The sequence below is a fragment of the Streptomyces sp. NPDC097595 genome (assembly GCF_044761525.1).
Taxonomy (GTDB): Bacteria; Actinomycetota; Actinomycetes; order Streptomycetales; family Streptomycetaceae; genus Streptomyces; species Streptomyces drozdowiczii_A.
In genome coordinates, this window is record NZ_JBIWCN010000019.1 from 53944 (window position 1) to 76766 (window position 22823).

At 72.6% G+C, this 22823-nt stretch carries 20 protein-coding genes; 10 read left to right on the forward strand and 10 right to left on the reverse strand.

From position 1 onward, the window contains the following. The first annotated feature begins 3 nt into the window (after positions 1-3). Together ACIQZN_RS26430 and ACIQZN_RS26435 are read left to right on the forward strand one after the other, a co-directional pair. Positions 4-990, forward strand: coding sequence for a helix-turn-helix domain-containing protein (locus tag ACIQZN_RS26430; protein ID WP_403998648.1), 987 nt, complete (start codon positions 4-6; stop codon positions 988-990). A 114-nt stretch (positions 991-1104) separates the two neighbouring features. Then, positions 1105-1509, forward strand: a complete 405-nt coding sequence (locus ACIQZN_RS26435; protein ID WP_403998650.1) for a VOC family protein — start codon at positions 1105-1107, stop codon at positions 1507-1509. A 31-nt stretch (positions 1510-1540) separates the two neighbouring features. Here ACIQZN_RS26435 and ACIQZN_RS26440 read toward each other — a convergent pair whose 3' ends face one another. The 3 genes from ACIQZN_RS26440 to nirB all read right to left on the reverse strand — a co-directional run bounded on the left by ACIQZN_RS26440 (position 1541) and on the right by nirB (position 5486). Then, entirely contained in the window at positions 1541-2458 is a 918-nt protein-coding gene (locus ACIQZN_RS26440) for an oxidoreductase (protein WP_403998653.1), read from the reverse strand. Between the two features lie 74 nt (positions 2459-2532). Next, entirely contained in the window at positions 2533-2892 is a 360-nt protein-coding gene (nirD, locus tag ACIQZN_RS26445; RefSeq protein WP_018103288.1) for a nitrite reductase small subunit NirD, read from the reverse strand. Then, a complete protein-coding gene (nirB, locus tag ACIQZN_RS26450; protein WP_403998947.1) occupies positions 2892-5486 on the reverse strand; it encodes a nitrite reductase large subunit NirB in 2595 nt (864 codons plus the stop codon). Before nirB ends, nirD begins: the two co-directional genes overlap by 1 nt. Before the next feature lie 282 nt (positions 5487-5768). On the opposite strand from nirB, the gene ACIQZN_RS26455 reads away from it, so the two are divergent. After that, positions 5769-6557: a sulfite exporter TauE/SafE family protein gene (locus ACIQZN_RS26455; RefSeq protein WP_403998656.1), complete on the forward strand. Its 789-nt coding sequence runs from the start codon at positions 5769-5771 to the stop codon at positions 6555-6557. Between the two features lie 3 nt (positions 6558-6560). On the opposite strand, the gene ACIQZN_RS26460 is transcribed toward ACIQZN_RS26455, so the two are convergent. The 4 genes from ACIQZN_RS26460 to ACIQZN_RS26475 all read right to left on the reverse strand — a co-directional run bounded on the left by ACIQZN_RS26460 (position 6561) and on the right by ACIQZN_RS26475 (position 9770). Next, the gene (locus tag ACIQZN_RS26460; RefSeq protein WP_403998659.1) at positions 6561-7184 is read right to left on the reverse strand and encodes a class F sortase; all 624 of its coding nucleotides are present in this window, start codon (positions 7182-7184) and stop codon (positions 6561-6563) included. A 99-nt stretch (positions 7185-7283) separates the two neighbouring features. Further along, positions 7284-8126, reverse strand: coding sequence for a hypothetical protein (locus ACIQZN_RS26465; protein WP_403998662.1), 843 nt, complete (start codon positions 8124-8126; stop codon positions 7284-7286). Between the two features lie 361 nt (positions 8127-8487). Then, a complete protein-coding gene (locus ACIQZN_RS26470; protein ID WP_403998665.1) occupies positions 8488-8967 on the reverse strand; it encodes a DUF5990 family protein in 480 nt (159 codons plus the stop codon). Positions 8968-8969: 2 nt separating this feature from the next. Further along, on the reverse strand, positions 8970-9770 hold the full coding sequence (locus tag ACIQZN_RS26475; RefSeq protein ID WP_403998668.1) for an aminotransferase class IV: 801 nt from the start codon (positions 9768-9770) through the stop codon (positions 8970-8972). A gap of 93 nt (positions 9771-9863) precedes the next feature. On the opposite strand from ACIQZN_RS26475, the gene ACIQZN_RS26480 reads away from it, so the two are divergent. Then, the gene (locus ACIQZN_RS26480; RefSeq protein ID WP_403998671.1) at positions 9864-10487 is read left to right on the forward strand and encodes an NADPH-dependent FMN reductase; all 624 of its coding nucleotides are present in this window, start codon (positions 9864-9866) and stop codon (positions 10485-10487) included. A gap of 94 nt (positions 10488-10581) precedes the next feature. Here ACIQZN_RS26480 and ACIQZN_RS26485 read toward each other — a convergent pair whose 3' ends face one another. Continuing rightward, the gene (locus tag ACIQZN_RS26485; RefSeq protein ID WP_403998674.1) at positions 10582-11310 is read right to left on the reverse strand and encodes a vancomycin high temperature exclusion protein; all 729 of its coding nucleotides are present in this window, start codon (positions 11308-11310) and stop codon (positions 10582-10584) included. 132 nt (positions 11311-11442) lie between these two features. Here ACIQZN_RS26485 and ACIQZN_RS26490 point away from each other — a divergent pair, with 132 nt between their 5' ends. The 6 genes from ACIQZN_RS26490 to ACIQZN_RS26515 all read left to right on the forward strand — a co-directional run bounded on the left by ACIQZN_RS26490 (position 11443) and on the right by ACIQZN_RS26515 (position 19060). Next, complete coding sequence (locus ACIQZN_RS26490) at positions 11443-12246, forward strand: Cof-type HAD-IIB family hydrolase (protein ID WP_403998950.1); 804 nt, start codon at positions 11443-11445, stop codon at positions 12244-12246. 98 nt (positions 12247-12344) lie between these two features. Then, the gene (locus tag ACIQZN_RS26495; protein ID WP_403998677.1) at positions 12345-13142 is read left to right on the forward strand and encodes a sirohydrochlorin chelatase; all 798 of its coding nucleotides are present in this window, start codon (positions 12345-12347) and stop codon (positions 13140-13142) included. A gap of 35 nt (positions 13143-13177) precedes the next feature. After that, positions 13178-14500: a deoxyguanosinetriphosphate triphosphohydrolase gene (locus ACIQZN_RS26500; protein WP_403998680.1), complete on the forward strand. Its 1323-nt coding sequence runs from the start codon at positions 13178-13180 to the stop codon at positions 14498-14500. 89 nt (positions 14501-14589) lie between these two features. Beyond that, complete coding sequence (locus ACIQZN_RS26505) at positions 14590-15849, forward strand: NAD(P)/FAD-dependent oxidoreductase (protein ID WP_403998683.1); 1260 nt, start codon at positions 14590-14592, stop codon at positions 15847-15849. A 106-nt stretch (positions 15850-15955) separates the two neighbouring features. Next, entirely contained in the window at positions 15956-17863 is a 1908-nt protein-coding gene (gene dnaG / locus ACIQZN_RS26510; RefSeq protein ID WP_403998686.1) for a DNA primase, read from the forward strand. 153 nt (positions 17864-18016) lie between these two features. Next, positions 18017-19060, forward strand: coding sequence for an RNA polymerase sigma factor (locus ACIQZN_RS26515; protein WP_403998688.1), 1044 nt, complete (start codon positions 18017-18019; stop codon positions 19058-19060). A 41-nt stretch (positions 19061-19101) separates the two neighbouring features. Here ACIQZN_RS26515 and ACIQZN_RS26520 read toward each other — a convergent pair whose 3' ends face one another. Beyond that, on the reverse strand, positions 19102-21033 hold the full coding sequence (locus tag ACIQZN_RS26520; protein ID WP_403998691.1) for an ABC transporter ATP-binding protein: 1932 nt from the start codon (positions 21031-21033) through the stop codon (positions 19102-19104). Continuing rightward, complete coding sequence (locus tag ACIQZN_RS26525) at positions 21033-22766, reverse strand: ABC transporter ATP-binding protein (protein WP_403998694.1); 1734 nt, start codon at positions 22764-22766, stop codon at positions 21033-21035. The genes ACIQZN_RS26520 and ACIQZN_RS26525 overlap by 1 nt, the downstream gene beginning before the upstream one ends. Positions 22767-22823: the final 57 nt, after the last annotated feature.

A 22823-nucleotide genomic window follows, 5' to 3' on the forward strand; every position in this document is an offset into this window, starting at 1 on the left:
TCGGTGCTGCGTATCCATGTCTCCGGATGGGACCTTTCCAGGGTGCGGATGGCCTCCGGGCCGGACGCGCTGTGGGAGACCATTCTCAGTTTTCACCGGCTGAGGGACCGGAGGGCTTCCGCGGTCTTCGGGAAATGGCGCACCGAAACCCGCCCACGGTTGAGCGGTGAAGTACGTCTGCTGTCCGCGGTGGTCCCGCAGCGCGGATATTTCCCCGACTTCCTGACGCCTTCTCAGGAAAGCGCCGAACCGCTCGGACCCGACGCCGGAATGGAAGCCGTGCGCGCCACTCCGCCCGAGCGCCTGAGCGCCGAGATCGCCCTCCTCGGGGACGCCGGCGCGAGGCACGCCGCCCGCCTGGAGCCCCTGCGCGAGGGCGGCGCCGAGCCCCTGGCCCGGCTCGTCGCCGCCTTACGGGACTACCACCGCGCCGCCGTCGAGCCGTACTGGCCGCACATCCGCTCCGCCGTCGAGGCCGACCGGGCGATCCGGGGCCGCGCCCTGCTGGGCGGCGGCACCGACGAACTGCTCGCCTCGCTGCCCCCGGTCATCCGCTGGCGGGCGCCCGTCCTGGAGGCGGACTACCCCGTGGACCGCGACCTCCACCTGGACGGGCGCGGACTGCTCCTCCAGCCGTCCTACTTCTGCCGGGGCGCCCCCGTCGTCCTGCGCGACCCCCTGCTCCCGCCGGTCCTGGTCTACCCGGTCGCCCACCGGGCCGCCCCCGCCTTCGCCGACCCGGGCCCCTCGCTCGGCCGGCTGCTCGGGCAGACCCGCTCCACGGTCCTGCGGGCCATCGGCGACGGCTGCACCACCAGCGAACTGGCCCGGCGCGCCGGGGTCTCCCTCGCCTCGGCCAGCCAGCACGCCTGCGTCCTGCGGGAGGCGGGGCTCGTCCACACCCTGCGGCACGGCAGCTCCGTCCAGCACACCCTGACCCCGTTGGGCGGCTCGCTGCTGAGGGGCGGGGCGCCGGTCGCGGTTTCGTGAGGTGCCCGGTACGGAAAGGATCCGCGGCCCGCACCGATGAGTTCCGGGCGGCCCCGGCGTCTACCAGTCGAGAACACGCACACCGAACCCGAGCACCGAGAGAGCGAGACGGCCATGCCTCAGATGATCTTCGTGAACCTGCCGGTCAAGGACCTGGAGACGTCGAAGAACTTCTTCGCGAAGCTGGGCTACTCCTTCAACCCGCAGTTCAGCGACGAGCGCACCGCCTGCCTCGTCATCAGCGACACGATCTTCGCGATGCTCCTCCAGGAGGAGCGCTTCAAGGACTTCACCAAGAAAGACATCGCGGACGCGTCCGCGTCCACCGAGGTGATCCTCGCGCTCAGCGCGGACAGCCGCGAGAAGGTGGACGAGCTGGCCGAGGCCGCCCTCGCCAACGGCGGATCGCCCGCCAACGAGACGCAGGACCTCGGCTTCATGTACGGCCGCTCCTTCCAGGACCCGGACCACCACATGTGGGAGGTCGTCTGGATGGACCCGTCCGCCGTCGAGGGCTGAGTCGTGGAGGGCCGAGCCGTGGAGGGCCGGGCTACAGCCCCGCGTACGTCACCCCGGTCAGCTGCTCCGAGGCCACCCACAGCCGCTCGCCCGCCACGTCGTCGCGCGTCCAGCCCGCCCGTGAGGACGGTCCGGGCGCGCCGCGCCACCCCAGCCGGGGGCCGGTGAACGAGTCGGGGCGCACGCCCGGCGCGGTGGCGGCGTACAGCGTGGGCAGGGCCCCGGCGGACGCGGGCTGGGCCAAGAGGTTGGTGAGGTTCATGACCCGCTCGGCCACCCTGCGCTTCTCCAGCCGGGCCCCCGCCGTGTGGAGGTTGGTCGCGGCGAGGCCGGGGTGCGCGGCGGTGGCGACCAGTGGGCTGCCGACCGCCGCGAGCCGCCGGGCCAGCTCGTGGACGAAGAGCAGGTTCGCGGTCTTCGAGCGGCCGTAGGCGGTCCAGCGGCGGTAGTTCCGCTCGCTGTTGAGGTCGCCCATGTCGATGTTGCCGAGGGCGTGCAGCCCGCTGGAGACGGTCACCACCCGGGCGCCCCCGGTGGCCGACAGCCTCGGCAGCAGCAGCCCGGTCAGCGCGAAGTGCCCGAGGTGGTTGACGCCGAACTGGGTCTCGAAGCCGTCGGCGGTCCGCCCGTACGGCAGCGCCATCACCCCGGCGTTGTTGACCAGCAGATCGAGCCGGTCCGCCCGGAGGTCCTTGGCGAACGCGCGCACCGAGGACAGATCGGCCAGATCGAGCGGGGCGAACTCGACGTCCGCGCCGCGCACCGCGTAACGGATGCGGGCCGCCGCCTCCTCGCCGCGCCGCTCGTCGCGGCAGGCGAGCAGCACCCTGGCCCCGCAACGGGCCAGCTCACGGGCGGTGACGAGCCCGATCCCGCTGTTGGCCCCCGTCACCACGGCCGTGCGGCCGCTCTGGTCGGGTATGTCGCGCGCGCTCCAGCCCTGGGTCATGGATCAAGCGTACGACCGGGCACGCGCATGGCCGGAAGCACCCGTTCGGGGGTACTTCCGGCCGCCGGTGCGCGTCAGTCCGCGCGTACCTCGAAGACCGGTACGGAGACCTCGTCGTCGTCCAGGCAGGCGCCCGTCGCCAGGTCGAAGCGCTGCTTGAGCAGGGGCGAGGCGACGAAGGGCTGCCCGCCGTCCGAGCCGACCAGGCCGCGCGAGAGGACATAGGCCCCGGTGAACGGGTCGCGGTTGTCGATGGCGTACGTGCGTCCCGCCCGGTCCAGGAAGAGCGCCACCTGCCGGCCGTCCGGGAGGAGGGCGGCGACCCCGCGGCCGGGGGTCAGCAGCGAGCGGTCGCACACCGTGAGCCAGCCGTCCCCGGCGGCGAGCCGGACGGTCCGGGTGTCCTGCGCGGTCTCCAGTGTCTGCGTGGTCATCAGGAGGCGGTCCCTTCAAGAGTGCGGATGGCGAGAACCGGTCCCGCGAGGATGTCCAGGTCCGGCTTGACCTGGTCGCGTTCCGGGACGAACTTCACGGACGGGTCGGGCGCGTCGGGCGCGTTGACGAAGGTGACGAACCGGCGCAGCCGCTCGGGGTCGTTGATGGTCTCGGCCCACTCGTCGCGGTAGCCGCGGACGTGGTCGGCCATCAGCCGCTCCAGCTCCTCGCAGAGCCCCAGCCTGTCGTGCACGACGACGTCCCGGACGTGCTCCAGGCCGCCCTCGATGCGCTCCAGCCAGGCCGAGGTGCGCTCCAGCCGGTCCGCGGTGCGGATGTAGAACATCAGGAAGCGGTCGATCAGCCGGACCAGTTCGGCGTCGGACAGGTCCTGGGCGAGCAGGTCCGCGTGGCGCGGGGTCGCGCCGCCGTTGCCGCCCACGTAGAGGTTCCAGCCGCCCGCCGTGGCGATGATCCCGAAGTCCTTGCCCCGGGCCTCCGCGCACTCCCGCGCGCACCCCGAGACCGCCGACTTCAGCTTGTGCGGGGCGCGCAGCCCCCGGTAGCGCAGCTCCAGGTCGATCGCCATCTTCACGGAGTCCTGCACGCCGTAGCGGCACCAGGTCTGCCCGACACAGGACTTGACCGTGCGCAGCGACTTCCCGTAGGCGTGCCCGGACTCGAAGCCCGCGTCGACGAGCCGGGTCCAGATCAGCGGCAGCTGGTCGACGCGGGCGCCGAAGAGGTCGATGCGCTGGCCGCCGGTGATCTTGGTGTAGAGCCCGAAGTCGCGGGCCACCTCGCCGATCACGATCAGCTTGTCCGGGGTGATCTCGCCGCCGGGTATGCGCGGCACGATCGAGTACGAGCCGTTGCGCTGGAGGTTGGCCAGGAAGTGGTCGTTGGTGTCCTGGAGGGCCGCCTGCTCCCCGTCCAGGACGTAACCGCTCGCGCCGACCGTGGGCGCCAGCGAGGCGATGACCGAGCCGACCGTCGGCTTGCAGACCTCGCAGCCGTCGCCGCCCCGGGCCTCCTCCCGGCCGTGCGAGTCCAGCAGATCCGCGTACGAGGTGATCCCCAGGGTGCGCACGATCTCGTACAGCTCGCTGCGGGTGTACGCGAAGCAGCCGCACAGGCCCGCGTCCTGGCTCTGCGGGAGCAGCTGGCCGATCACCTTGACGCAACTGCCGCAGCCGGTGCCCGCCTTGGTGCACTTCTTCACCTCGGGCAGCGTGGTGTGCTCGCAGATCGCGCCCTTGGTGACGTTGTGGCAGGAGCAGATCACCGCCTCGTCGGGCAGCGAGGAGGGCCCGAGCGCCACCGGGCCGCCCGCGCCCGCCGGGAGCACCAGCTGCTCCGGTGCGACGGGCAGCACGCTCCCGGTCATCGGGCGCAGCGTGCCGTACTGGTCGGCGTCGCCCACGAGGACCCCGCCCAGCAGGGTGCCGTCCGCCGCCACCACCAGCTTCTTGTAGACGCCGGAGCGGGCGTCCGAATACACGACGTCGAGGCAGCCCTCGGCGGTGCCGTGCGCGTCGCCGAACGAGGCCACGTCCACGCCGAGCAGCTTCAGCTTGGTCGACAGGTCCGCGCCGGTGAACGCGGCCGCCTTGCCGGCGATCACCTCGGCGGCCGTCAGCGCCATCTCGTACCCCGGCGCCACCAGCCCGTACACCCGGCCGTCCGAGGCGAGCGCGCACTCGCCGATCGCGAAGACCGCCGGGTCGGAGGTCCGGCACTCCTCGTCCACGACGATCCCGCCGCGCTCCCCGACCGCGAGCCCGCACTCCCGGGCCAGCTGGTCGCGCGGGCGCACCCCGGCCGAGAACACCACCAGGTCCGTGGCCAGCGCGGACCCGTCGGAGAGCGCCATCCCGGTCACCGTGCCGTCCTCGCCCGCGGTCACCTCCTGCGTGCCGACCCCGGTGTGCACGGTCAGGCCCATGTCCTCGATGGTGCGCAGCAGCGCCGCGCCCCCGCCCGCGTCCACCTGGACGGGCATCAGCCGGGGCGCGAACTCCACCACGTGCGTGTCCAGGCCGAGGCCCTTCAGCGCGCCGGCCGCCTCAAGACCGAGGAGCCCGCCGCCGACCACCGCGCCGGTCGTCGCGTTCTTCGCGTACTCCTCGATGGCGAGCAGGTCCTCGATCGTCCGGTAGACGAAGCAGCCGGTGCTGTCCTTGCCGGGGACCGGCGGCACGAAGGGGTAGGACCCGGTCGCCAGCACCAGCGTGTCGTACGCGAAGACCTCGCCGGACCGCGCGGTGACCGTACGGGCCGAGCGGTCCACGGCCACCGCCGGGTCCCCGAGCCGCAGCTCGAAGCCGTGCCGCTCCATGAAGCCGTCCTCGACCATCGACAGGTCGTCCGGGGTCTTCCCGGCGAAGTACGAGGTCAGCTGGACCCGGTCGTAGGCGGCGCGGGGCTCCTCGCACAGGACGACGACCCGGGCGGTCCCGGAGGCGCCGGTCAGACCGCGCTCGGCCAGGGCCTCCAGGAAGCGCTGGCCGACCATCCCGTGCCCGACGACCACGAGCGTCGGCACGGCGGCAGGACCTGAGGTGGGGGCGGTCGGGGGAGTGGACACCGGCATCTCGGGGCCTCCGTCGTCGGTGAGCAGATTCGGCAGGGCCACAGGCGCCGGGCCTGTGTGCTCATGACCGGAAGCGTGTCCCGGCGGTGTTACCCGGCCGGTTCCCCGCTGTTTCCCGGGAGGAACCTTGCGCTCAGCACCCGCCGAAAAGGTCTGTGAGGCGGCCGGCGGAGGCCGGAAAAGGGGCCTTGTCCTGCGGAAACCTCAGAGTTGGCTCAACTTTCCCGGTGCGGGCCCGGAACGGTTGGACGGTGCACGCATCCGCTCCATAGGGTCGTGCTCATGCCGGACATCACCCTGACCACCCTTGTCGTGCTGTGCCTCGCCGCCGCCGCGGCGGGCTGGGTCGACGCGGTGGTCGGCGGCGGCGGGCTGCTCCTGCTGCCCGCGCTGCTGCTCGGTCTGCCGCACCTGCCGGCCGCGCAGATCCTCGGCACCAACAAGGCGGTCGCCATCGTCGGCACCTCGGGCGCCGCCGTCACCTACGCGCGCAAGGCGCCGGTGAAGGTGGGCACGGCGGTCCGGATCGGGCTCGCGGCCCTGGCCGGTTCGATGACCGGAGCGTTCTTCGCCGCCGGGATCAGCAGCGAGGTGCTGCGGCCCGTGATCATGGTGGTGCTGATCGCGGTCGCCGGGTTCGTGATGCTGCGGCCCCAGTTCGGCCGGGCCGCCGGCGACGGCGTCCCGCCCCAGGTCACCCGGGCCCGCAGGATCACCGCGATCGTCCTGGTGGGCGGCGGGATCGGCCTGTACGACGGGCTGTTCGGACCCGGTACGGGCACCTTCCTGGTGCTCGCCCTGACCGCCGTGCTCCACCTCGACCTGGTGACCGCGTCGGCCACTGCGAAGATCGTCAACGTCTGCACCAACGCCGGGGCGCTCGCGATGTTCGCGTACCAGGGCAATGTGCTGTGGCAGCTGGCGGCGCTGATGGCGGTGTTCAACCTGGCGGGCGGGCTGCTGGGCGCGCGGATGGCGCTGCGCAAGGGCAGCGAGTTCGTGCGCGGGGTGCTGCTGGTGGTGGTGTTCTCGCTGGTGGCGAAGCTGGGGTTCGACCAGTGGCAGAGCTGAGCGTCAGCGGACGCTCGTGAGGTGGGCGTACGCCACCACGTTCCCCCGGTAGCCGGTCGCCTCGGAGTATCCGCCGCCGCAGGTGATCAGCCGCAGCGAGGCGTGCTCGGAGGCGCCGTAGACCCGCTGGTCGGGGAAGTCGTCGCTCTCGTACACCTCGATCGCGTCGAGCGTGAAGACGGCGGTACGGCCGTCCTGCCGGTCCACCTCGACGGTGCTGCCCTTCTTCAGTGAGCCCAGGTCGTAGAAGACCGACGGGCCCTCCGCGTTGTCGACGTGGCCGGCGACGATCGCGGTGCCCTTGGCGCCCGGCGGCGTGCCGTCCTTGTACCAGCCGACGATGTCCGTGTTCCCGGCCGGCGGCACGTCCAGGCTGCCGTCCGCTCCCAGCCCGAGCCGCATCATCGGCGCGTCGACCCGGATGGCGGGAATCCGGATGCGTACGGGCGCGGAGGGGCGCAGCGGCTCGGCGACCGGGGAGCCGGGCAGCAGGGCGGGCCCGGCGGCGAACGCCTGGGCGGCGGCCGGGCCCGGCGGGGTGAGCCGGGTGCCCGCGCCGTTCTGGATCAGCCAGACACCGGCCAGCGCCACCACGACGAGCAGCCAGCCCTTGGCCTTCTGGGACACGGTGGTCCTCCGGGGTACGGAAGCGGGAAGAGGTCCCGTCCCGGTGGCGCGGGGCCACCGGGACGGACACCGGGCGGTACGGAGGGGTGGATGCCTCCGTCAGCCGGCGTCCCGCGTGCCGCTCGCCCGGCGACGCAGGAGCCAGGCTCCGCCGACGGCGGCAGCGGCGAGTACGCCGGCTCCCGCCGCGATCTGGGTGGTGTCCGGGCCGACGCTGCCGCCGACTCCGGTCTTCACGTGCCCCGAGGGGGCGGTGGGCGCGGCCGAGGTCCGGTGCCCGGAGGGCGTCTCACGCCCGGACCCCGTCTCGTCCCAGTCGGATGACCCGGTCGGGCGGCCGGTGGGCGCGGGGCGCTCGGTGGGCGTGGAGCGGCCGGCCTCGGCGGGGGCGTCCGGGACGAGGCCGGAGCCGGCGGCCTCGGCGTCGAGTCCGTCGAGCCCGTCCGGGTCCTCCGTGTCCTCGTCGCTGCCGAGCCCCTCGATGTCGGAGAAGTCGTACGTGGGCGAGCCGGTGGTGCCCGCGGGGTCCTCGGCGTCCCCGGCGTTCCCGGCGCCCTCGTCGCGCGAGGAGCCCGCGGCCTTCACCTCGATCTCACCGGTGGCCTTCTTGCCGTTCGCGCAGTCCACGCCGATGCCGTAGGACCCGGGCGCGACGCCGCCCGGCACCCGGAAGGAACCGGCCAGGGCCTCTTCGAGGGAGACGGGCGCCAGCGGGAACTCCGGGGCGTCCAGCGCGCTCGCGTCGCCGGTCGCGGCGCTGTCGGCGCCGCAGGCGGTGGTGTCCACGGTGACCGTGGAGCCCGGCGCGGCACTGGCGGGGGTGATCCTCAGTGGCGTCGGCTCGTCCCCGTACGCGGACGGGGCGGCGGCGCTGAGGCCGAGCGCGGCGGCGGCCAGGGCCGCGGCGGCGGTGCCGGTCACGAGTCGGGCAGGACGGCGCATGGGGGTTTCCTCCGAGCAAGGGGCGCTGGCGGGTGTGTCCTGGCTCCGAGCCAACAGCCGGACCGGCCCCCATGCCTGCTGACACCAAGTCAGCTCTCACCCGTACGGCCCGGCGCGCCCTCCTTGCCAAGGGGTGTCGTCGCAGGTCACGGGTGTGTTGGCGAGCAGAGGGTACGGTCCGTGTCGCCGTGGTGCCGTTCGGGTGACGGGTCCGCCGGGCAATGTGGCGTACATCACATGCGTGAGGTGCGGCTGAGCGGGAACACGCATCACAACCCCCCACGGGACGGTGCGCACTGCCGCCCCCGGCCGACGCCCCCTCCCGACCTCTCCCCCCTGGGTCCGGAGGGGGCGGACTGCGTCAGGGGTGCCCGGGTGCCTCGGCCGACCACTCGATCACCGGCGGCCGGACGCGCGCGCAGAGCGGCCGTCCCTCGGCGTCCGAGAGCGGAAGCCGGGCGGTGAGATGCCCCGAGCGCACGGCCGCCGCCAGGACGGCCGGGTCGACGTCGGCGAACATCAGCTTGGCCCGCCGGAACATCGTGAACAGGCCGTCCGCGTCGACCGTGCCCCAGGACAGGTACACGAAGCGCCCGCCGAACCGGTTCTGCACGTACGGCCCCCGGACCGCGACCCCGTCCGCGTCCTCGGCCGCCGTGCACTCCAGGGTCCAGCGGGCGCCCGGCGCGTCCGCCGGGGTCGGGCCGAGGAGTTCGCCGGGACTGTCCTTGCGCTGGACGCCCACGTGGATGTTCTCGTAGCCGGGGAAGCCGGGCCCGGCCGGGCAGGAGCGCCCGGGCAGACGTGATCCCTCGATGTGGAGCAGCAGGGGGGCCTCCATGGTCAGACCTCCTCGCCCGGTGCCGCCGCGTACGCCGCCGCCAGCCGCTCCATCAGCTCCGCGTCGACGGTGAACGCGGTGCCGTCGATCCGGGCGACCGGGGCCATGCCCAGCGAGTTGGTGAGGAACGCCGAGCGGAACGCCCCGAGCCCGTCCAGGGTGACCGGCCGGCGCAGCGACTTCAGGCCCGCGCCCGGCAGTTCGCGTTCCAGGACGCCCATGGCCACGCCGGACAGGGCCGGGGCCTGCGGCCAGGTGACAGCCGTGCCGTCCCAGAATCCGATGTTGGTGACCGACCCCTCGGTCACCGAGCCGTCGGGCAGGGTCAGCAGCGCGTCGTCGTAACCGGCGCGGCGGGCCAGGTGCGCGTAGTAGGTCTGGCCGAACTCGCCGGGCCGTTTGAGGTGGGGGGCGGTCCGGGCGAACGGGACGGACTTGAGGCTCTTCGGCCCGGGGTCCATCCCGCCCGGTTCCCGTACCGCCACCATCACGGTCGTCGCGGTGCTCCCCGGCGGCAGATACGCGTGCACCCGCACCGAGGCGTCCGCCGCGCCCGCGCTCTCCAGCGCGTGCCGGATCAGCCGGCGCACCAGCTCCCCGTCCAGGGGGAGTTCGAACAGTTCGCGGTTGGCCGCGTCCAGCCGGGCCAGGTGCAGATCCAGGCCCCGCACCCGGCCCTCGCGTACCTGCATCGCGGTGAAGTGGCCGTAGTTGAAGAACAGTGCCCGGCTCAGATCGTCCGCGGTGGCGGGCCGGCCGTCGAACTCGGCGTACGGGAGGGCCGCCGCTGCTGGAGTCGTCATGCGGCCACGGTATGCGGCCGCCGGCACCCGGCGGGAGGCGCGTTCCCGATCACGCTTGACCTCAACCATGGTTGATGGTCGAACGTCTTCGCCATGGACCTCACCACCGCGGAATCCACCGCCACCGCCCTGCCCGAGACCGCCCCGCTGAAGGTGGCCGTCATCCTCTCCAGCAACCGCGAGGGCCGGTTCGCCCCGGTCATCGCCGACTGGTTCCTCGCCCACGCCGACGCCCACCCCGCGCTCTCGACGGACGTGGTCGACGTCGCCGCCCTCGATCTGCCCACCGCCCTCTCCTACCGCCTGGAGGGCGACGCCCGGGAGGTGCTGGCCGGGGTCTCGGCCCGGCTGGCCGAGGCGGACGCCTTCGTCGTCGTCACCCCCGAGTACAACCACTCCTACCCGGCGCCCCTGAAGAACCTCATCGACTGGCACCGCGACGAGTGGCAGGCCAAGCCCGTCGCGTTCGTCTCCTACGGCGGGGTCTCCGGCGGACTGCGCGCGGTCGAGCACCTGCGCCAGGTCTTCGCCGAGCTGCACTCCGTCTCGATCCGCGACACCGTCTCCTTCCACAACGCCGGGGCCCAGTTCGACGACGCGGGCAGGCACCGCGACCCGGCGGGCCCGGACGCCGCCGTGAAGACGCTGCTCGACCAGCTCGTCTGGTGGGGCCGCGCCCTGCGGGACGCGAAGAGGACCCACCCGTACGGCGGCTGATGGCGCGGCGGGAGGCGGTCCCCCACAATCGACGGGGGACCGCCCACCACCGCGAGGAGAGGCCGACACCTCGGTCCGAGCCGCTCGGGGCCGGTCAGCGGGAGGCCGCCGCCAGTGCGTCGTCCACGCCCCGTTCGCGGGGGCCCAGGAAGTGCGGGTCCGGCTCGAACAGGGCGTCGAGCGCCGCCTTCCCCGCTGCGAACACCTCCCGCGTCCCGCCGTAGTACCAGGTGACGTCGTGCTTCGCGTCCACCCCGACCCCGTACGCGTCGATCCCCGCCGCCCGGCACAGTGCGAGGGCCCGGCGGATGTGGAAGCCCTGGCTCACCAGCACCGCCCGGTCCACGCCGAAGATCTTCTTCGCCCGCACGCACGAGTCCCAGGTGTCGAAGCCCGCGAAGTCGCTGACGATCCGGTCGTCCGGCACGCCCTTCCCGACCAGGAACGCCCGCATCGCGTCCGGCTCGTCGTACTCCACGCGGCTGTTGTCCCCGGTCACCAGGACGACCTTCACCTTGCCCTCCCGGTAGAGCGCGGCGGCCGTCCGCAGCCGGTTCGCGAGGTACGGGGACGGCTTCCCGTCCCACAGCCCGGCCCCGAACACCACCGCGACCTGCCGCGCGGGCACGTCCTCCACGGTCCTGATCCGGGCATCGGCCACCACATGCAGCCAGGCCGCCGGCGCGAGCGCCAGCACACACGCGGCCATCACCCCCTGCACCGCCCGCCGCCGCCCCCGCCGGGTCTTCGGCAGCAGCCGGGGCCGCAGGGCTCTCAGCAGCCGGACGCCCCGCGTCCGCTCGCTTCCCGGTGTCCGCCGCATCCGTACCCTCACTCGTCCGCCCCCTGCTCCCAGGGCCGACCGCCCCTGCCCTACTGGACGATCCGGCGGCCGAATGGGTTCTCGGACCGGCCCGGGCGGTCCGCGTACCATCGGGCGATGTCGCTTCCACGGTTGATCGCCTCCGATCTCGACGGCACCCTTCTGCGCGGGGACGGCTCGCTCTCGCCCCGCACCCTGCGCGCCCTGCGCACCGCCGAGGAGGCCGGGGCGGAGATCGTCATCGTGACCGCCCGGCCGCCCCGCTTCGTGGACCGGCTGGCCGAGGCCACCGGCCTCGTGGGCACGGCGGTGTGCAGCAACGGGGCCCTCGTCTACGACATGGCGAGCCGCAGCGTCGTCTCCTCGCAGATGCTGTCCCTGTCCGTCGCCCGGCAGGTCGCCACCGCGCTCGCCGCCGCCGTCCCCGGCGTCGGCTTCGCCCTGGAGACCGGCAACCAGGTCTTCTACGAACCCGCCTACCGGCTGCGCCTGTCCGAGGACGAGGGCGCCGAACTCCCCGTCGCCTCCCTCGCCGAGCTGTGGCTCACCGAGGCCCCCGTCACCAAGCTGCTCGCCTGGACGGAACAGCTCGACGCGGACACCCTGCTCGCCGCCGCCCGCCCGGGGGCCGGCGACACCGTCCAGCTGACCCACTCCGGCGGGCGCGGGCTGCTGGAGATCAGCGCGCCCGGCGTCACCAAGGCCGGCGCGCTCGCGGTGCTCTGCGCGGAACGGGGCATCGAGGCGGCGGACGTCATCGCGTTCGGTGACATGCCCAACGACCTCACGGTCCTCGCCTGGGCCGGTACGGGGTACGCCATGGCCAACGCCCACCCGGCGGTCCTGGCCGCCGTGCCGACGCACGCCCGGACCAACGAGGAGGACGGGGTGGCCCAGGTCATCGAGCACCTGTTCGCGGTACGGGGGAGCGGCTGAGGGCCTCCCGGCCGCAGCGCTTCCCCCGTGAGGCGGCGGAAAACCCACGTGACCGACATGCAACGCCCCGGCAACGTGCGTCCGCCACCATCGACCCCATGCACCGCATCCGGCACCTTCCCGCGCACCGCCCGGCGTCCGCCGCCCCCGCCCTGGTCGCCGTCGCCCACGGCAGCCGGGACCCGCGCACCCCGCACGCCGTGGCCGCCCTCCTGGACCGGGTCCGCGAACTGCGCCCCGGGCTCGACGTCCGTATCGGCCACATAGAGCTCAACACGCCGCTCCTGCCGGACGCCCTGGACGCCCTCGGTGCCGGCGAGGCCGTCCTCGTACCGCTGCTGCTCGGGCGCGGGCACCACGTCAAGCACGACATCCCCGCGTCCGTCGCCGCCGCCCCCGCCCTGCGGGCCCGGGTCGCCGCGCCGCTCGGGCCGCACCCGCTGCTGGTGGAGGCGCTGCACGACCGGCTGGCCGAGGCCGGCTGGGACGGGTCGGGCCGGGGGGACCGGGGCACCGCCGTCGTCCTCGCCGCCGCCGGATCGCGCGACCCCGAATCGGCCGCCGACGCCCGGCATACCGCACGGCTCCTCGGGGAACGGCTCGGCGGCGTGCCCGTCGTGCCCGCGTACGCCTCCGCCGCCTCGCCCACCGTGCCCGCCGCCGTGCGTGCGCTCGCCGCCCGGGGCCACCGCCGGATCGCCGTCGCCTCGTACTTCACCGCCCCCGGGCGCTTCGCCTCGGCCGCCGCCGCCCACGCACCGTGGATCGCCGCGGCCCCGCTCGGCGCCCACCCCGCACTGGCCCGGCTGCTCCTGCACCGGTACGACGAGGCGCGCGCGGCCGGAGCGGCCCTGTGCGACATACCGATGAACACACGCTTCGCGGCCTCCGCCTGACCCCTCCTGTCGGCACGCCGATTAATCTCGGACGCATGAACGGCACGGACGGCACACAGCATCCCGGTACGGCGCCCTACGGCGCGTTCGACGCCGAGCGCTGGGACCCCGAGCCGGACAAACGGCCCGGCCGCACCGCCTTCCAGCGCGACCGCGCCCGCGTGCTGCACTCCGCGGCGCTGCGCCGGCTCGCGGGGAAGACCCAGGTCGTCACGCCCGGCACCCGCGGCCCCGCCTGGGACGCCAGCCCGCGCACCCGGCTCACCCACTCCCTGGAGTGCGCCCAGGTCGGCCGCGAGCTCGGCGCCGCCCTCGGCTGCGACCCCGACCTGGTGGAGGCGGCCTGCCTCTCCCACGACATGGGACACCCGCCTTTCGGCCACAACGGCGAACAGGCGCTCAACGACTTCGCGTCCGACTGCGGCGGCTTCGAGGGCAACGCCCAGTCGCTGCGGCTGCTCACCCGCCTCGAACCCAAGCGCTTCGTCCCCGACCCCCGCACCGGCGACCTGGTCAGCGTCGGCCTCAACCTCACCCGCGCCGCCCTCGACGCCGCCACCAAGTACCCCTGGCCCCGGGGCGCCCACCCCACCGACCCCGGCTCGCCCAAATTCGGGGTCTACGAGGACGACCTGCCGGTCTTCCGGTGGTTCCGCGAGGGCGCCCCCCGCGACCGCAAGTGCTTCGAGGCCCAGGTCATGGACTGGTCCGACGACGTGGCGTACTCCGTGCACGACTTCGAGGACGGGCTGCACGCGGGCCACATCGACCCCAACTGCCTGGAGGCCGAGCCGGAGCGCCGCGACATCTGGGACGTCGCCATCGGCCGCTACGTCCCCGCCGACACCGACCCGCAGGAGCTGGCCGACGCGCTCGACCGGCTCATCGCCCAGGAGTGGTGGCCGCACGGCTACGACGGGTCCGCCGTCGCCCAGGCCCGCCTGAAGGACGCCACCAGCCAGCTGATCGGCCGCTTCTGCCTCGCCGCCGAGACCGCCACCCGCCAGGGATACGGCACCGGACGCCTCAGCCGGTACGGCGCCGAACTGGTCGTCCCGCGCGCCACCCGCAACGAGTGCGCGGTGCTCAAGGCCATCGCCGACCGTTACGTGATGCAGCGCGCCGAGCAGGAGGAGATCCGCGCCGACCAGCGCATCGTCATCGCCGAACTGGCCGCCGCGCTCACCGCCCGCGCCCCCGAAGGGCTCGAACCGCAGCTGCGCGCGCTGTACGAGACGGCACCCGACGACCGCGCCCGCAAGCGGGTCCTCGTCGACCAGATCGCCGCCCTCACCGACGCCTCGGCCCGCGCATTGCACACCCACCTCACCCGAGGGGGCGTCCGCCACCCGGAGTGACCTGATCGGGCCACACCCCCTTCCCCCATTACGCTGCGTGCGGGACGCTCGCAGTTGGCGCCGCGCAGCAAGCACCGAGGAGGCATCACGTGGTCGACGCACATCGGACGTTCGTCATCGTCGGCGGAGGGCTGGCCGGGGCGAAGGCAGCCCAGACGCTCCGGTCGGAAGGGTTCAGCGGCCGGGTCATCCTGATCGGCGACGAGCGCGACCATCCGTACGAACGCCCGCCCCTGTCCAAGGGGTACCTGACCGGGAAGGAGGACCGCGACAGCGTCTTCGTCCACGAGACCGCCTGGTACGCGGGCGCCGAGATCGAGCTCCACCTCGGCCAGTCCGTCACCGACCTGAACCGCGAGGCGCGCACCGTGGAGACGGGTGACGGCACCGTCATCCACTACGACAAGCTGCTCCTCGCCACCGGCTCCGAACCCCGCCGCCTCGACGTCCCCGGCACCGACCTGGCCGGCGTCCACCATCTGCGCCGCCTCGCCCACGCCGACCGGCTGCGCAACGTGCTGGCCGCCCTCGGCCGCGACAACGGCCACCTGGTGATCGCCGGGGCCGGCTGGATCGGCCTGGAGGTCGCGGCGGCCGCCCGCGGCTACGGCGCCGAGGTCACCGTGGTCGAACCGGAGGCCACCCCGCTGCTCCGGGTCATCGGCCCCGAGCTCGGCCAGATCTTCACCGAGCTCCACAGCGACCACGGCGTCCGCTTCCACTTCGGCGGCCGGCTCACCGAGATCGTCGGCCAGGACGGCATGGTCCTCGCGGTGCGCACCGACGACGGCGAGGAGCACCCCGCCCACGACGTCCTCGCCGCCATCGGCGCGGCCCCCCGCACCGCCCTCGCCGAGGCGGCCGGACTGGAGATCGCCCCGCGCGAGGAGGGCGGCGGCATCGCCGTCGACGCCTCGCTGCGCACCAGCGACCCGCACATCTACGCCGCCGGCGACGTGGCGAGCGCCGCCCATCCGCTGCTCGGGACCCGGCTGCGGGTCGAGCACTGGGCCAACGCGCTGAACGGCGGCCCGGCCGCGGCCCGCGCCATGCTCGGCCAGGACGTGGCCTACGACCGGGTGCCCTACTTCTTCTCCGACCAGTACGACCTGGGCCTGGAGTACTCGGGCTGGGCCCCGCCCGGCAGCTACGATCAGGTGGTCATCCGGGGCGACGCGGGCAAGCGCCAGTTCATCGCGTTCTGGCTGAAGGACCGCACCGTGCTCGCCGGGATGAACGTCAACGTGTGGGACGTCACTGAGCCCATCCAGAAGCTGATCAGGGCCGGTCGCCCCGTCGACCCGGACGCCCTGGCCGACCCCTCGGTGCCCCTGGAATCCCTGGTCTGAGCGACCCCGGGCCGGTGCGCGGACATCTCCGTCAGTACCCCGCGCCGGCCCGGAACCGCCCCCGCCCGCGCCGTCCCTGTCCGAGCCCACCCGTAGACTTCAACGCGTGGCAGGCAGGATCAATGACGACGATGTGAAGGCGGTACGGGACGCGGTCCCGATCGACGCCGTCGTTTCCGAGTACCTCCAGCTGCGCAACGCGGGCGGAGGCAACCTCAAGGGCCTCTGCCCCTTCCACGACGAGAAGTCCCCCTCCTTCCAGGTCAGTCCGAGCAAGGGTCTCTTCCACTGCTTCGGCTGCCAGGAGGGCGGCGACACGATCGCCTTCGTGCAGAAGATCGACCACCTGACCTTCGCCGAGGTGGTCGAGCGGCTCGCCGCCAAGGCCGGCATCACCCTGCGCTACGAGGAGGGCGGCTACAACCCCTCCCACCAGCGCGGCGAGCGGATCAGGCTGGTCGAGGCGCACAAGGCGGCCGCCGAGTTCTACGTGGACCAGCTGAACGGCCCCGAGGCCGAGATCGGCCGCACGTTCCTCGCGGACCGGGGCTTCGACCAGGCAGCCGCCGCCCACTTCGGCGTCGGATACAGCCCGGCCGGCTGGGACCACCTCACCCGCTTCCTGCGCGGCAAGGGCTTCAGCGACAAGGAGCTGATCACCTCCGGCCTCTCCCAGGACGGCAGGCGCGGCCCCATCGACCGCTTCCGGGGCCGCCTGATGTGGCCCATCCGCGACACCGCGGGGGACGTCGTCGGCTTCGGCGCCCGCAAGCTCCGCGACGACGACAACGGCCCGAAGTACCTCAACACCCCCGAGACCCCGATCTACAAGAAGTCCCAGGTGCTGTACGGCATCGACCTGGCCAAGAAGGACATCGCCAAGTCCAGCCGGGCCGTCGTCGTCGAGGGCTACACCGACGTGATGGCCTGCCACCTCGCCGGGGTCACCACCGCCATCGCCACCTGCGGCACCGCCTTCGGCGGCGACCACATCAAGATCCTCCGCCGCCTCCTCATGGACAACGGCAGCGCCCGCGTGATCTTCACCTTCGACGGCGACGCCGCCGGTCAGAAGGCCGCCCTGCGCGCCTTCGAGGACGACCAGAAGTTCGCCGCCGAGACGTACATCGCCATCGCCCCGGACAACATGGACCCGTGCGACCTGCGCCTGGTCAAGGGCGACGACGCCGTCCGCGACCTGGTCGAACCGCGCACCCCGCTCTTCGAGTTCGCGCTGCGCCAGATCGTCGGGCGGTACGACCTGGAGACCCCGGCCGGCCGCGCCGCCGCGCTGGACGAGGCCGCCTCCGTCGTCGCCAAGATCAAGACGGGCAGCGTCCAGCGCGAGGTCGCCGTCCAGCTGGCCGGCTTCGTCGGCATCCTGGACCAGGAGTACGTCGTCCACCGGATCAACCAGCTCGCCCAGTGGGCCCGGGGCCGGGGCGGCGACCGGCGCGGACCCGCCCCCGCCGCCCGCGGTGGCGCCCGCCACCAGCAGGTCCAGGCCCCGCCGGTCCCCTCGGGCCCCGCGCTCAACCTCCGCAGCCCCGCCCACCGCACCGAGCGCGAACTGCTCAAGCTCGCCCTCCAGCGCCCCGAGCTCGTCGCGCCCGCCTTCGACGCCTACGGCTCCGACGAGTTCACCGCACCGCCCTACACCGCCGTGCGCGAGTGCATCGCGGAGGCGGGGGGCGCCGAACAGGGCCTCGCCGACAGCCGCGAATACCTGGTCCGGGTGCTCGACGCCACGCCCAACGAGTCGGTCCGCAAGCTGATCACCGAGCTCGCGGTCGAGGTCTTCCACGGCAAGTCCATCGACGAGACCTACGCCGGGGAGCACCTGGTCAAGGTCCGCCTCCGCGCCGTCGACCGCCGGATCAACGACGTCCAGAGCAGCCTGGCCCGCCTCGGCAGCAATGTGGCCCCCGACCACCTCGCCGCCGCGCAGAACGAGGTCTGGGTCCTCCAGCAGTACGCCCAGACCCTGCGCAATCACGGCGCCGACGCCCTCTGACATCACCGGGCCGTCACGGCACGGATTCAGAAAGTCACCGCACGCCCCTCGTGGCGGCTGTGTGTCGTACCCCACACTGATGGCGGTGCCCTGAGTCATCGGAGCGCGGCCCCACCCCCGCGGTCCGGCAGCGATCACCTGGAGGTCGCCCCCGTGCAGACCCGGACCGTCACCGAAGCCGAGCGCGCCCCCGCCGTCCCCGTACAGGCCATGGCGGCGGACCACCCCGAAGGGGTCCTGGAGGAGCCGGACGAGCCCCCGGAGCCGCGCGGGAGACCGGAGGCCGGGCCCACCTCGGACCTGTTCCGCCAGTACCTCCGCGAGATCGGGCGCATCCCGCTGCTCACCGCCGCCGACGAGGTGGAGCTCGCCCGGCGCATCGAGGCCGGCCTGTTCGCCGAGGAACGCCTCGCCCGCACCCCGGACCCCGACACCCGCCTCGCCGTCGATCTGGACCGGCTCGTCGTCATGGGCCGCATGGCCAAGCGCCGCCTCATCGAGGCCAACCTGCGCCTCGTCGTCTCCGTCGCCAAGCGCTACGTGGGCCGCGGCCTGACCATGCTCGACCTCGTCCAGGAGGGCAACCTTGGGCTGATCCGCGCCGTCGAGAAGTTCGACTACGCGCGCGGCTACAAATTCTCGACGTACGCGACCTGGTGGATCCGGCAGGCCATGTCCCGCGCCCTCGCGGACCAGGCGCGCACCATAAGGGTCCCGGTCCACGTCGTGGAGCTGATCAACCGCGTCGTCCGGGTCCAGCGCCGCATGCTCCAGGAACGCGGCTACGAACCCACGCCCGAAGAGGTCGCCGGCCACCTCGACCTGACGCCCGAACGGGTCGGCGAGATCCTGCGCCTCGCCCAGGAGCCCATCTCGCTGCACGCCCCGGTCGGCGAGGAGGAGGACGTCTCGCTCGGCGACCTCATCGAGGACGGGGACGCCGCGTCCCCCGTGGAGTCCGCGGCCTTCCTGCTGCTGCGCCGACACCTGGAGGACGTGCTCTCCACCCTGGGCGAGCGCGAACGCAAGGTGGTCCAGCTGCGCTACGGGCTGGTCGACGGACGCCCCCGCACCCTGGAGGAGATCGGCCGCATCTTCGGCGTGACCCGCGAACGCATCCGCCAGATCGAGTCCAGGACCCTCACCCGGCTCCGCGACCACGCCTCCGCCGACCAGCTCCGCGGCTACCTCGACTAGGACATGCACCCGTCGGGGCAGCCGCGGAGCGGCCGTACCGCTCAGTCGACCTCGGCGACCGCCTGGGCGAACTGCGCCGCGTACAGCCGGGCGTAGGCACCCTTCGCGTCCAGCAGTTCGTCGTGCGTGCCCTGCTCCACGATCGAGCCGTTCTCCATGACCAGGATGACGTCGGCGTCCCGGATGGTGGAGAGCCGGTGCGCGATCACGAAGCTCGTACGGCCGTGCGCCAGGCCCGCCATCGCCCTCTGGATCAGCACCTCGGTCCGGGTGTCGACGGAGCTGGTCGCCTCGTCGAGCACGAGTATCACCGGGTCGGACAGGAACGCCCGGGCGATGGTGATCAGCTGCTTCTCGCCCGCGCTGACCCCGGAGCCCTCGTCGTCGATCACCGTGTCGTAACCGTCCGGCAGGGTCCGGATGAAGCGGTCCGCGTGGGCCGCCTTCGCCGCCTCCTCGATCCGCTCCCGGCTCACGTCGCCGGAGGCCCCGTAGGCGATGTTCTCCGCGATGGTCCCGCCGAACAGCCAGGTGTCCTGGAGGACCATGCCGATGCCCGCGCGCAGGTCCGCCCGGGACATCTTCGCGACGTCCACGCCGTCCAGCGTGATCCGGCCGCCCGTCACCTCGTAGAACCGCATCAGCAGGTTGACCAGCGTCGTCTTGCCGGCGCCCGTCGGGCCGACGATCGCGACCGTGTGGCCCGGTTCGACGTTCAGCGACAGGTCCTCGATGAGCGGCTTCTCCGGGTCGTAGCGGAACGACACGTGCTCCAGCGCGACGCTGCCGCGCAGGATGCCGGGGTGCTCGCCCTCGCCCTTCGCCGGGTCGGCCTCCTGCTCCTCGGCGTCCAGCAGCTCGAAGATCCGCTCCGCCGAGGCGACCCCGGACTGCACCAGGTTGGCCATCGAGGCGACCTGGGTCAGCGGCATCGAGAACTGCCGCGAGTACTGGATGAACGCCTGCACATCACCGATCGACAGCGCGCCGGACGCCACCCGGAGCCCGCCGACCACGGCGATCAGCACATAGTTCAGGTTCGACACGAACATCATCAGCGGCTGCATGATCCCGCTGTTGAACTGCGCCTTGAACCCGGCCTCGTACAGCGCCTCGTTCTGCTCGGCGAAGTCCTTCGCGGACTCCTCCTGCCGGCCGAAGACCTTCACCAGGGTGTGGCCGGTGTACATCTCCTCGATGTGGGCGTTGAGCTTGCCCGTCACCTTCCACTGCTGCACGAACTGCGGCTGCGAGCGCTTGCCGACCTTCGTCGCCACGACCACCGACAGCGGCACGGTCACCAGCGCGACCAGCGCAAGCAGCGGCGAGATCCAGAACATCATCACCAGCACACCGATGATCGTCAGCAGGGAGTTGATGAGCTGGCCCATCGTCTGCTGCATCGTCTGCGAGATGTTGTCGATGTCGTTCGTCGCCCGGCTCAGCACCTCGCCGCGCCTGGCGCGGTCGAAGTACGAGAGCGGCAGCCGCGACAGCTTCGTCTGGATGTCCTCGCGCAGCTGGAACACGACCCGGTTGATCACCCGGATCGACAGCCGCGTCGACACCAGCATCAGCAGCCCCGCGCCGACGTACACCGCGAGGGCCACCAGCAGGACGTCGCCCACCGCGCCGAAGTCGATGCCCCGGCCCGGTGTGAAGTCCACCTTGGAGAGCAGGTCGGCCAGGCCGCTGTTACTCCTGCGCAGGCCCTCGACGGCCTGCTCCTTGGTCGTCCCCGCGTCCATGGACCGGCCGATGACCCCGGCGAAGACCAGGTCCGTCGCCTTGCCGAGGATCTTCGGGCCGACCACGGAGAGCCCGACGCTGCACGCGACCGCGACCAGCATCGCGTACAGGGTGTTCTTCTCGGCGGCGAAGCGCTTCAGCAGCCGCTTCGAGGACCCCTTGAAGTCCATGGACCGCTCGGTCGGCGCCCCGCCCGCCATCATGCGTCCGCCAGGCCCGGCCATTACGCGGCCTCCGCTTCCGTCAGCTGGGAGAGCACGATCTCCCGGTACGTGTCATTGCCGTCCATCAGCTCGTGATGGGTGCCGGTCCCGACGACCCGCCCCTCGTCCAGCACGATGATCCGGTCGGCCTCCCGGATGGTGGAGACCCGCTGGGCCACGATCACCACCGTCGCCTCGGCGGTCTCCCGCCCGAGCGCCGCCCGCAGCGCCGCGTCGGTCGCGTAGTCCAGCGCCGAGAACGAGTCGTCGAAGAGGAAGATCTCGGGGCGCTGCACCAGCGTCCGCGCGATCGAGAGCCGCTGGCGCTGACCGCCGGAGACATTGGTGCCGCCCTGCGAGATCGGCGCGTCGAGCCCGTGCTCCAGGCCCTGGACGAACTCCTTCGCCTGGGCCACCTCCAGCGCGTGCCACAGCTCCTCGTCGGTCGCGTCCGGATTCCCGTACCGCAGGTTCGTCGCGACCGTCCCCGAGAAGAGGTACGGCTTCTGCGGGACCAGGCTCACCGTCTTCGCCAGCAGCACCGGGTCCAGCGTCCGCACATCGGTCCCGTCGACCAGGACCTGGCCGTCCGTCACGTCGAACAGCCGGGGTACGAGACCGAGCAGCGTCGACTTCCCGCTGCCCGTCGACCCGATGATCGCGGTCGTCTCGCCCGGCCGCGCCACCAGGTCCACCGACCGCAGCACCGGCTCCTCGGCGCCCGGGTAGCGGAAGTCCGCGCCGCGCACCTCCAGATGCCCGTGGGCGCGCAGCTCGCGCACCGGCTCGACCGGCGGGACGACACTGGACTCCGTCTCCAGGACCTCCTGGATGCGCTCGGCGCACACCTCGGCGCGCGGCACCATCATGAACATGAAGGTCGCCATCATCACCGACATGACGATCTGCATCAGATAGGCGAGGAACGCGGTCAGTGCGCCGATCTCCATCCCGCCGCTGTCGATGCGGTGCGCACCGAACCAGACCACGGCGATGGACGACACGTTCACGACGGTCATCACCGTCGGGAACATCAGCGCCATCAGCCGGCCCGTGGACAGCGCCACGTCCGTCAGCTCCGTGTTGGCGCCCCGGAAGCGCCCCGCCTCGTAGCCGTCGCGCACGAACGCGCGGATGACGCGGTTGCCGGTGATCTGCTCGCGCAGCACCCGGTTCACCGTGTCGAGCCGCTTCTGCATCTGCCGGAACAGCGGGCGCATCTTCCGCACGATCAGGCTGACCGAGATCCCGAGGACCGGCACCACCGCGAGCAGTACCGCCGAGAGCGGCACGTCCTGGCCCAGCGCCATGATGATGCCGCCGACACACATGATCGGCGCCGACACCATCAGCGTGAACGTCATCAGGACCAGCATCTGTATCTGCTGGACGTCATTGGTCGTACGGGTGATCAGCGACGGGGCGCCGAACCGCCCGACCTCGCGCGAGGAGAAGGACTGCACCCGGTCGAAGACCGACGCCCGCACGTCCCGCCCGAGCGCGGACGCGGTGCGGGCGCCGATGTAGACGGCCCCGATGTTGCAGACCACCTGGGCGATGCTGACGACGATCATCACGCCGCCGTACTGGAGGATGTAACCCGTGTCCCCCTCCACGACACCGTTGTCGATGATGTCGGCGTTGAGGGTCGGCAGGTAGAGCGTGGCGCAGGTCTGCAACAGCTGGAAGACGACCAGCACCGCGATCGGTTTCTTGTACGGACCGAGATAGGCCCGCAGGAGTTTTATGAGCACGCGTGTCTCTCGGAGTCGGCGTAGGTCGGGGGAGCCGACCCATCTTCCGGCACCGCT

Bases quoted from the DNA above. Each gene is read 5' to 3' on its own strand.
- nirB (WP_403998947.1), bottom strand. From the start codon at position 5,486: ATGCCGGTGTCCACTCCCCCGACCGCCCCCACCTCAGGTCCTGCCGCC.
- ACIQZN_RS26465 (WP_403998662.1), bottom strand. From the start codon at position 8,126: ATGCGCCGTCCTGCCCGACTCGTGACCGGCACCGCCGCCGCGGCCCTG.
- ACIQZN_RS26440 (WP_403998653.1), bottom strand. From the start codon at position 2,458: ATGACCCAGGGCTGGAGCGCGCGCGACATACCCGACCAGAGCGGCCGC.
- ACIQZN_RS26520 (WP_403998691.1), bottom strand. From the start codon at position 21,033: ATGGCCGGGCCTGGCGGACGCATGATGGCGGGCGGGGCGCCGACCGAG.
- ACIQZN_RS26470 (WP_403998665.1), bottom strand. From the start codon at position 8,967: ATGGAGGCCCCCCTGCTGCTCCACATCGAGGGATCACGTCTGCCCGGG.
- ACIQZN_RS26480 (WP_403998671.1), top strand. From the start codon at position 9,864: ATGGACCTCACCACCGCGGAATCCACCGCCACCGCCCTGCCCGAGACC.
- nirD (WP_018103288.1), bottom strand. From the start codon at position 2,892: ATGACCACGCAGACACTGGAGACCGCGCAGGACACCCGGACCGTCCGG.
- ACIQZN_RS26495 (WP_403998677.1), top strand. From the start codon at position 12,345: ATGCACCGCATCCGGCACCTTCCCGCGCACCGCCCGGCGTCCGCCGCC.
- ACIQZN_RS26485 (WP_403998674.1), bottom strand. From the start codon at position 11,310: ATGCGGCGGACACCGGGAAGCGAGCGGACGCGGGGCGTCCGGCTGCTG.
- ACIQZN_RS26435 (WP_403998650.1), top strand. From the start codon at position 1,105: ATGCCTCAGATGATCTTCGTGAACCTGCCGGTCAAGGACCTGGAGACG.
- ACIQZN_RS26475 (WP_403998668.1), bottom strand. From the start codon at position 9,770: ATGACGACTCCAGCAGCGGCGGCCCTCCCGTACGCCGAGTTCGACGGC.
- ACIQZN_RS26500 (WP_403998680.1), top strand. From the start codon at position 13,178: ATGAACGGCACGGACGGCACACAGCATCCCGGTACGGCGCCCTACGGC.
- ACIQZN_RS26455 (WP_403998656.1), top strand. From the start codon at position 5,769: ATGCCGGACATCACCCTGACCACCCTTGTCGTGCTGTGCCTCGCCGCC.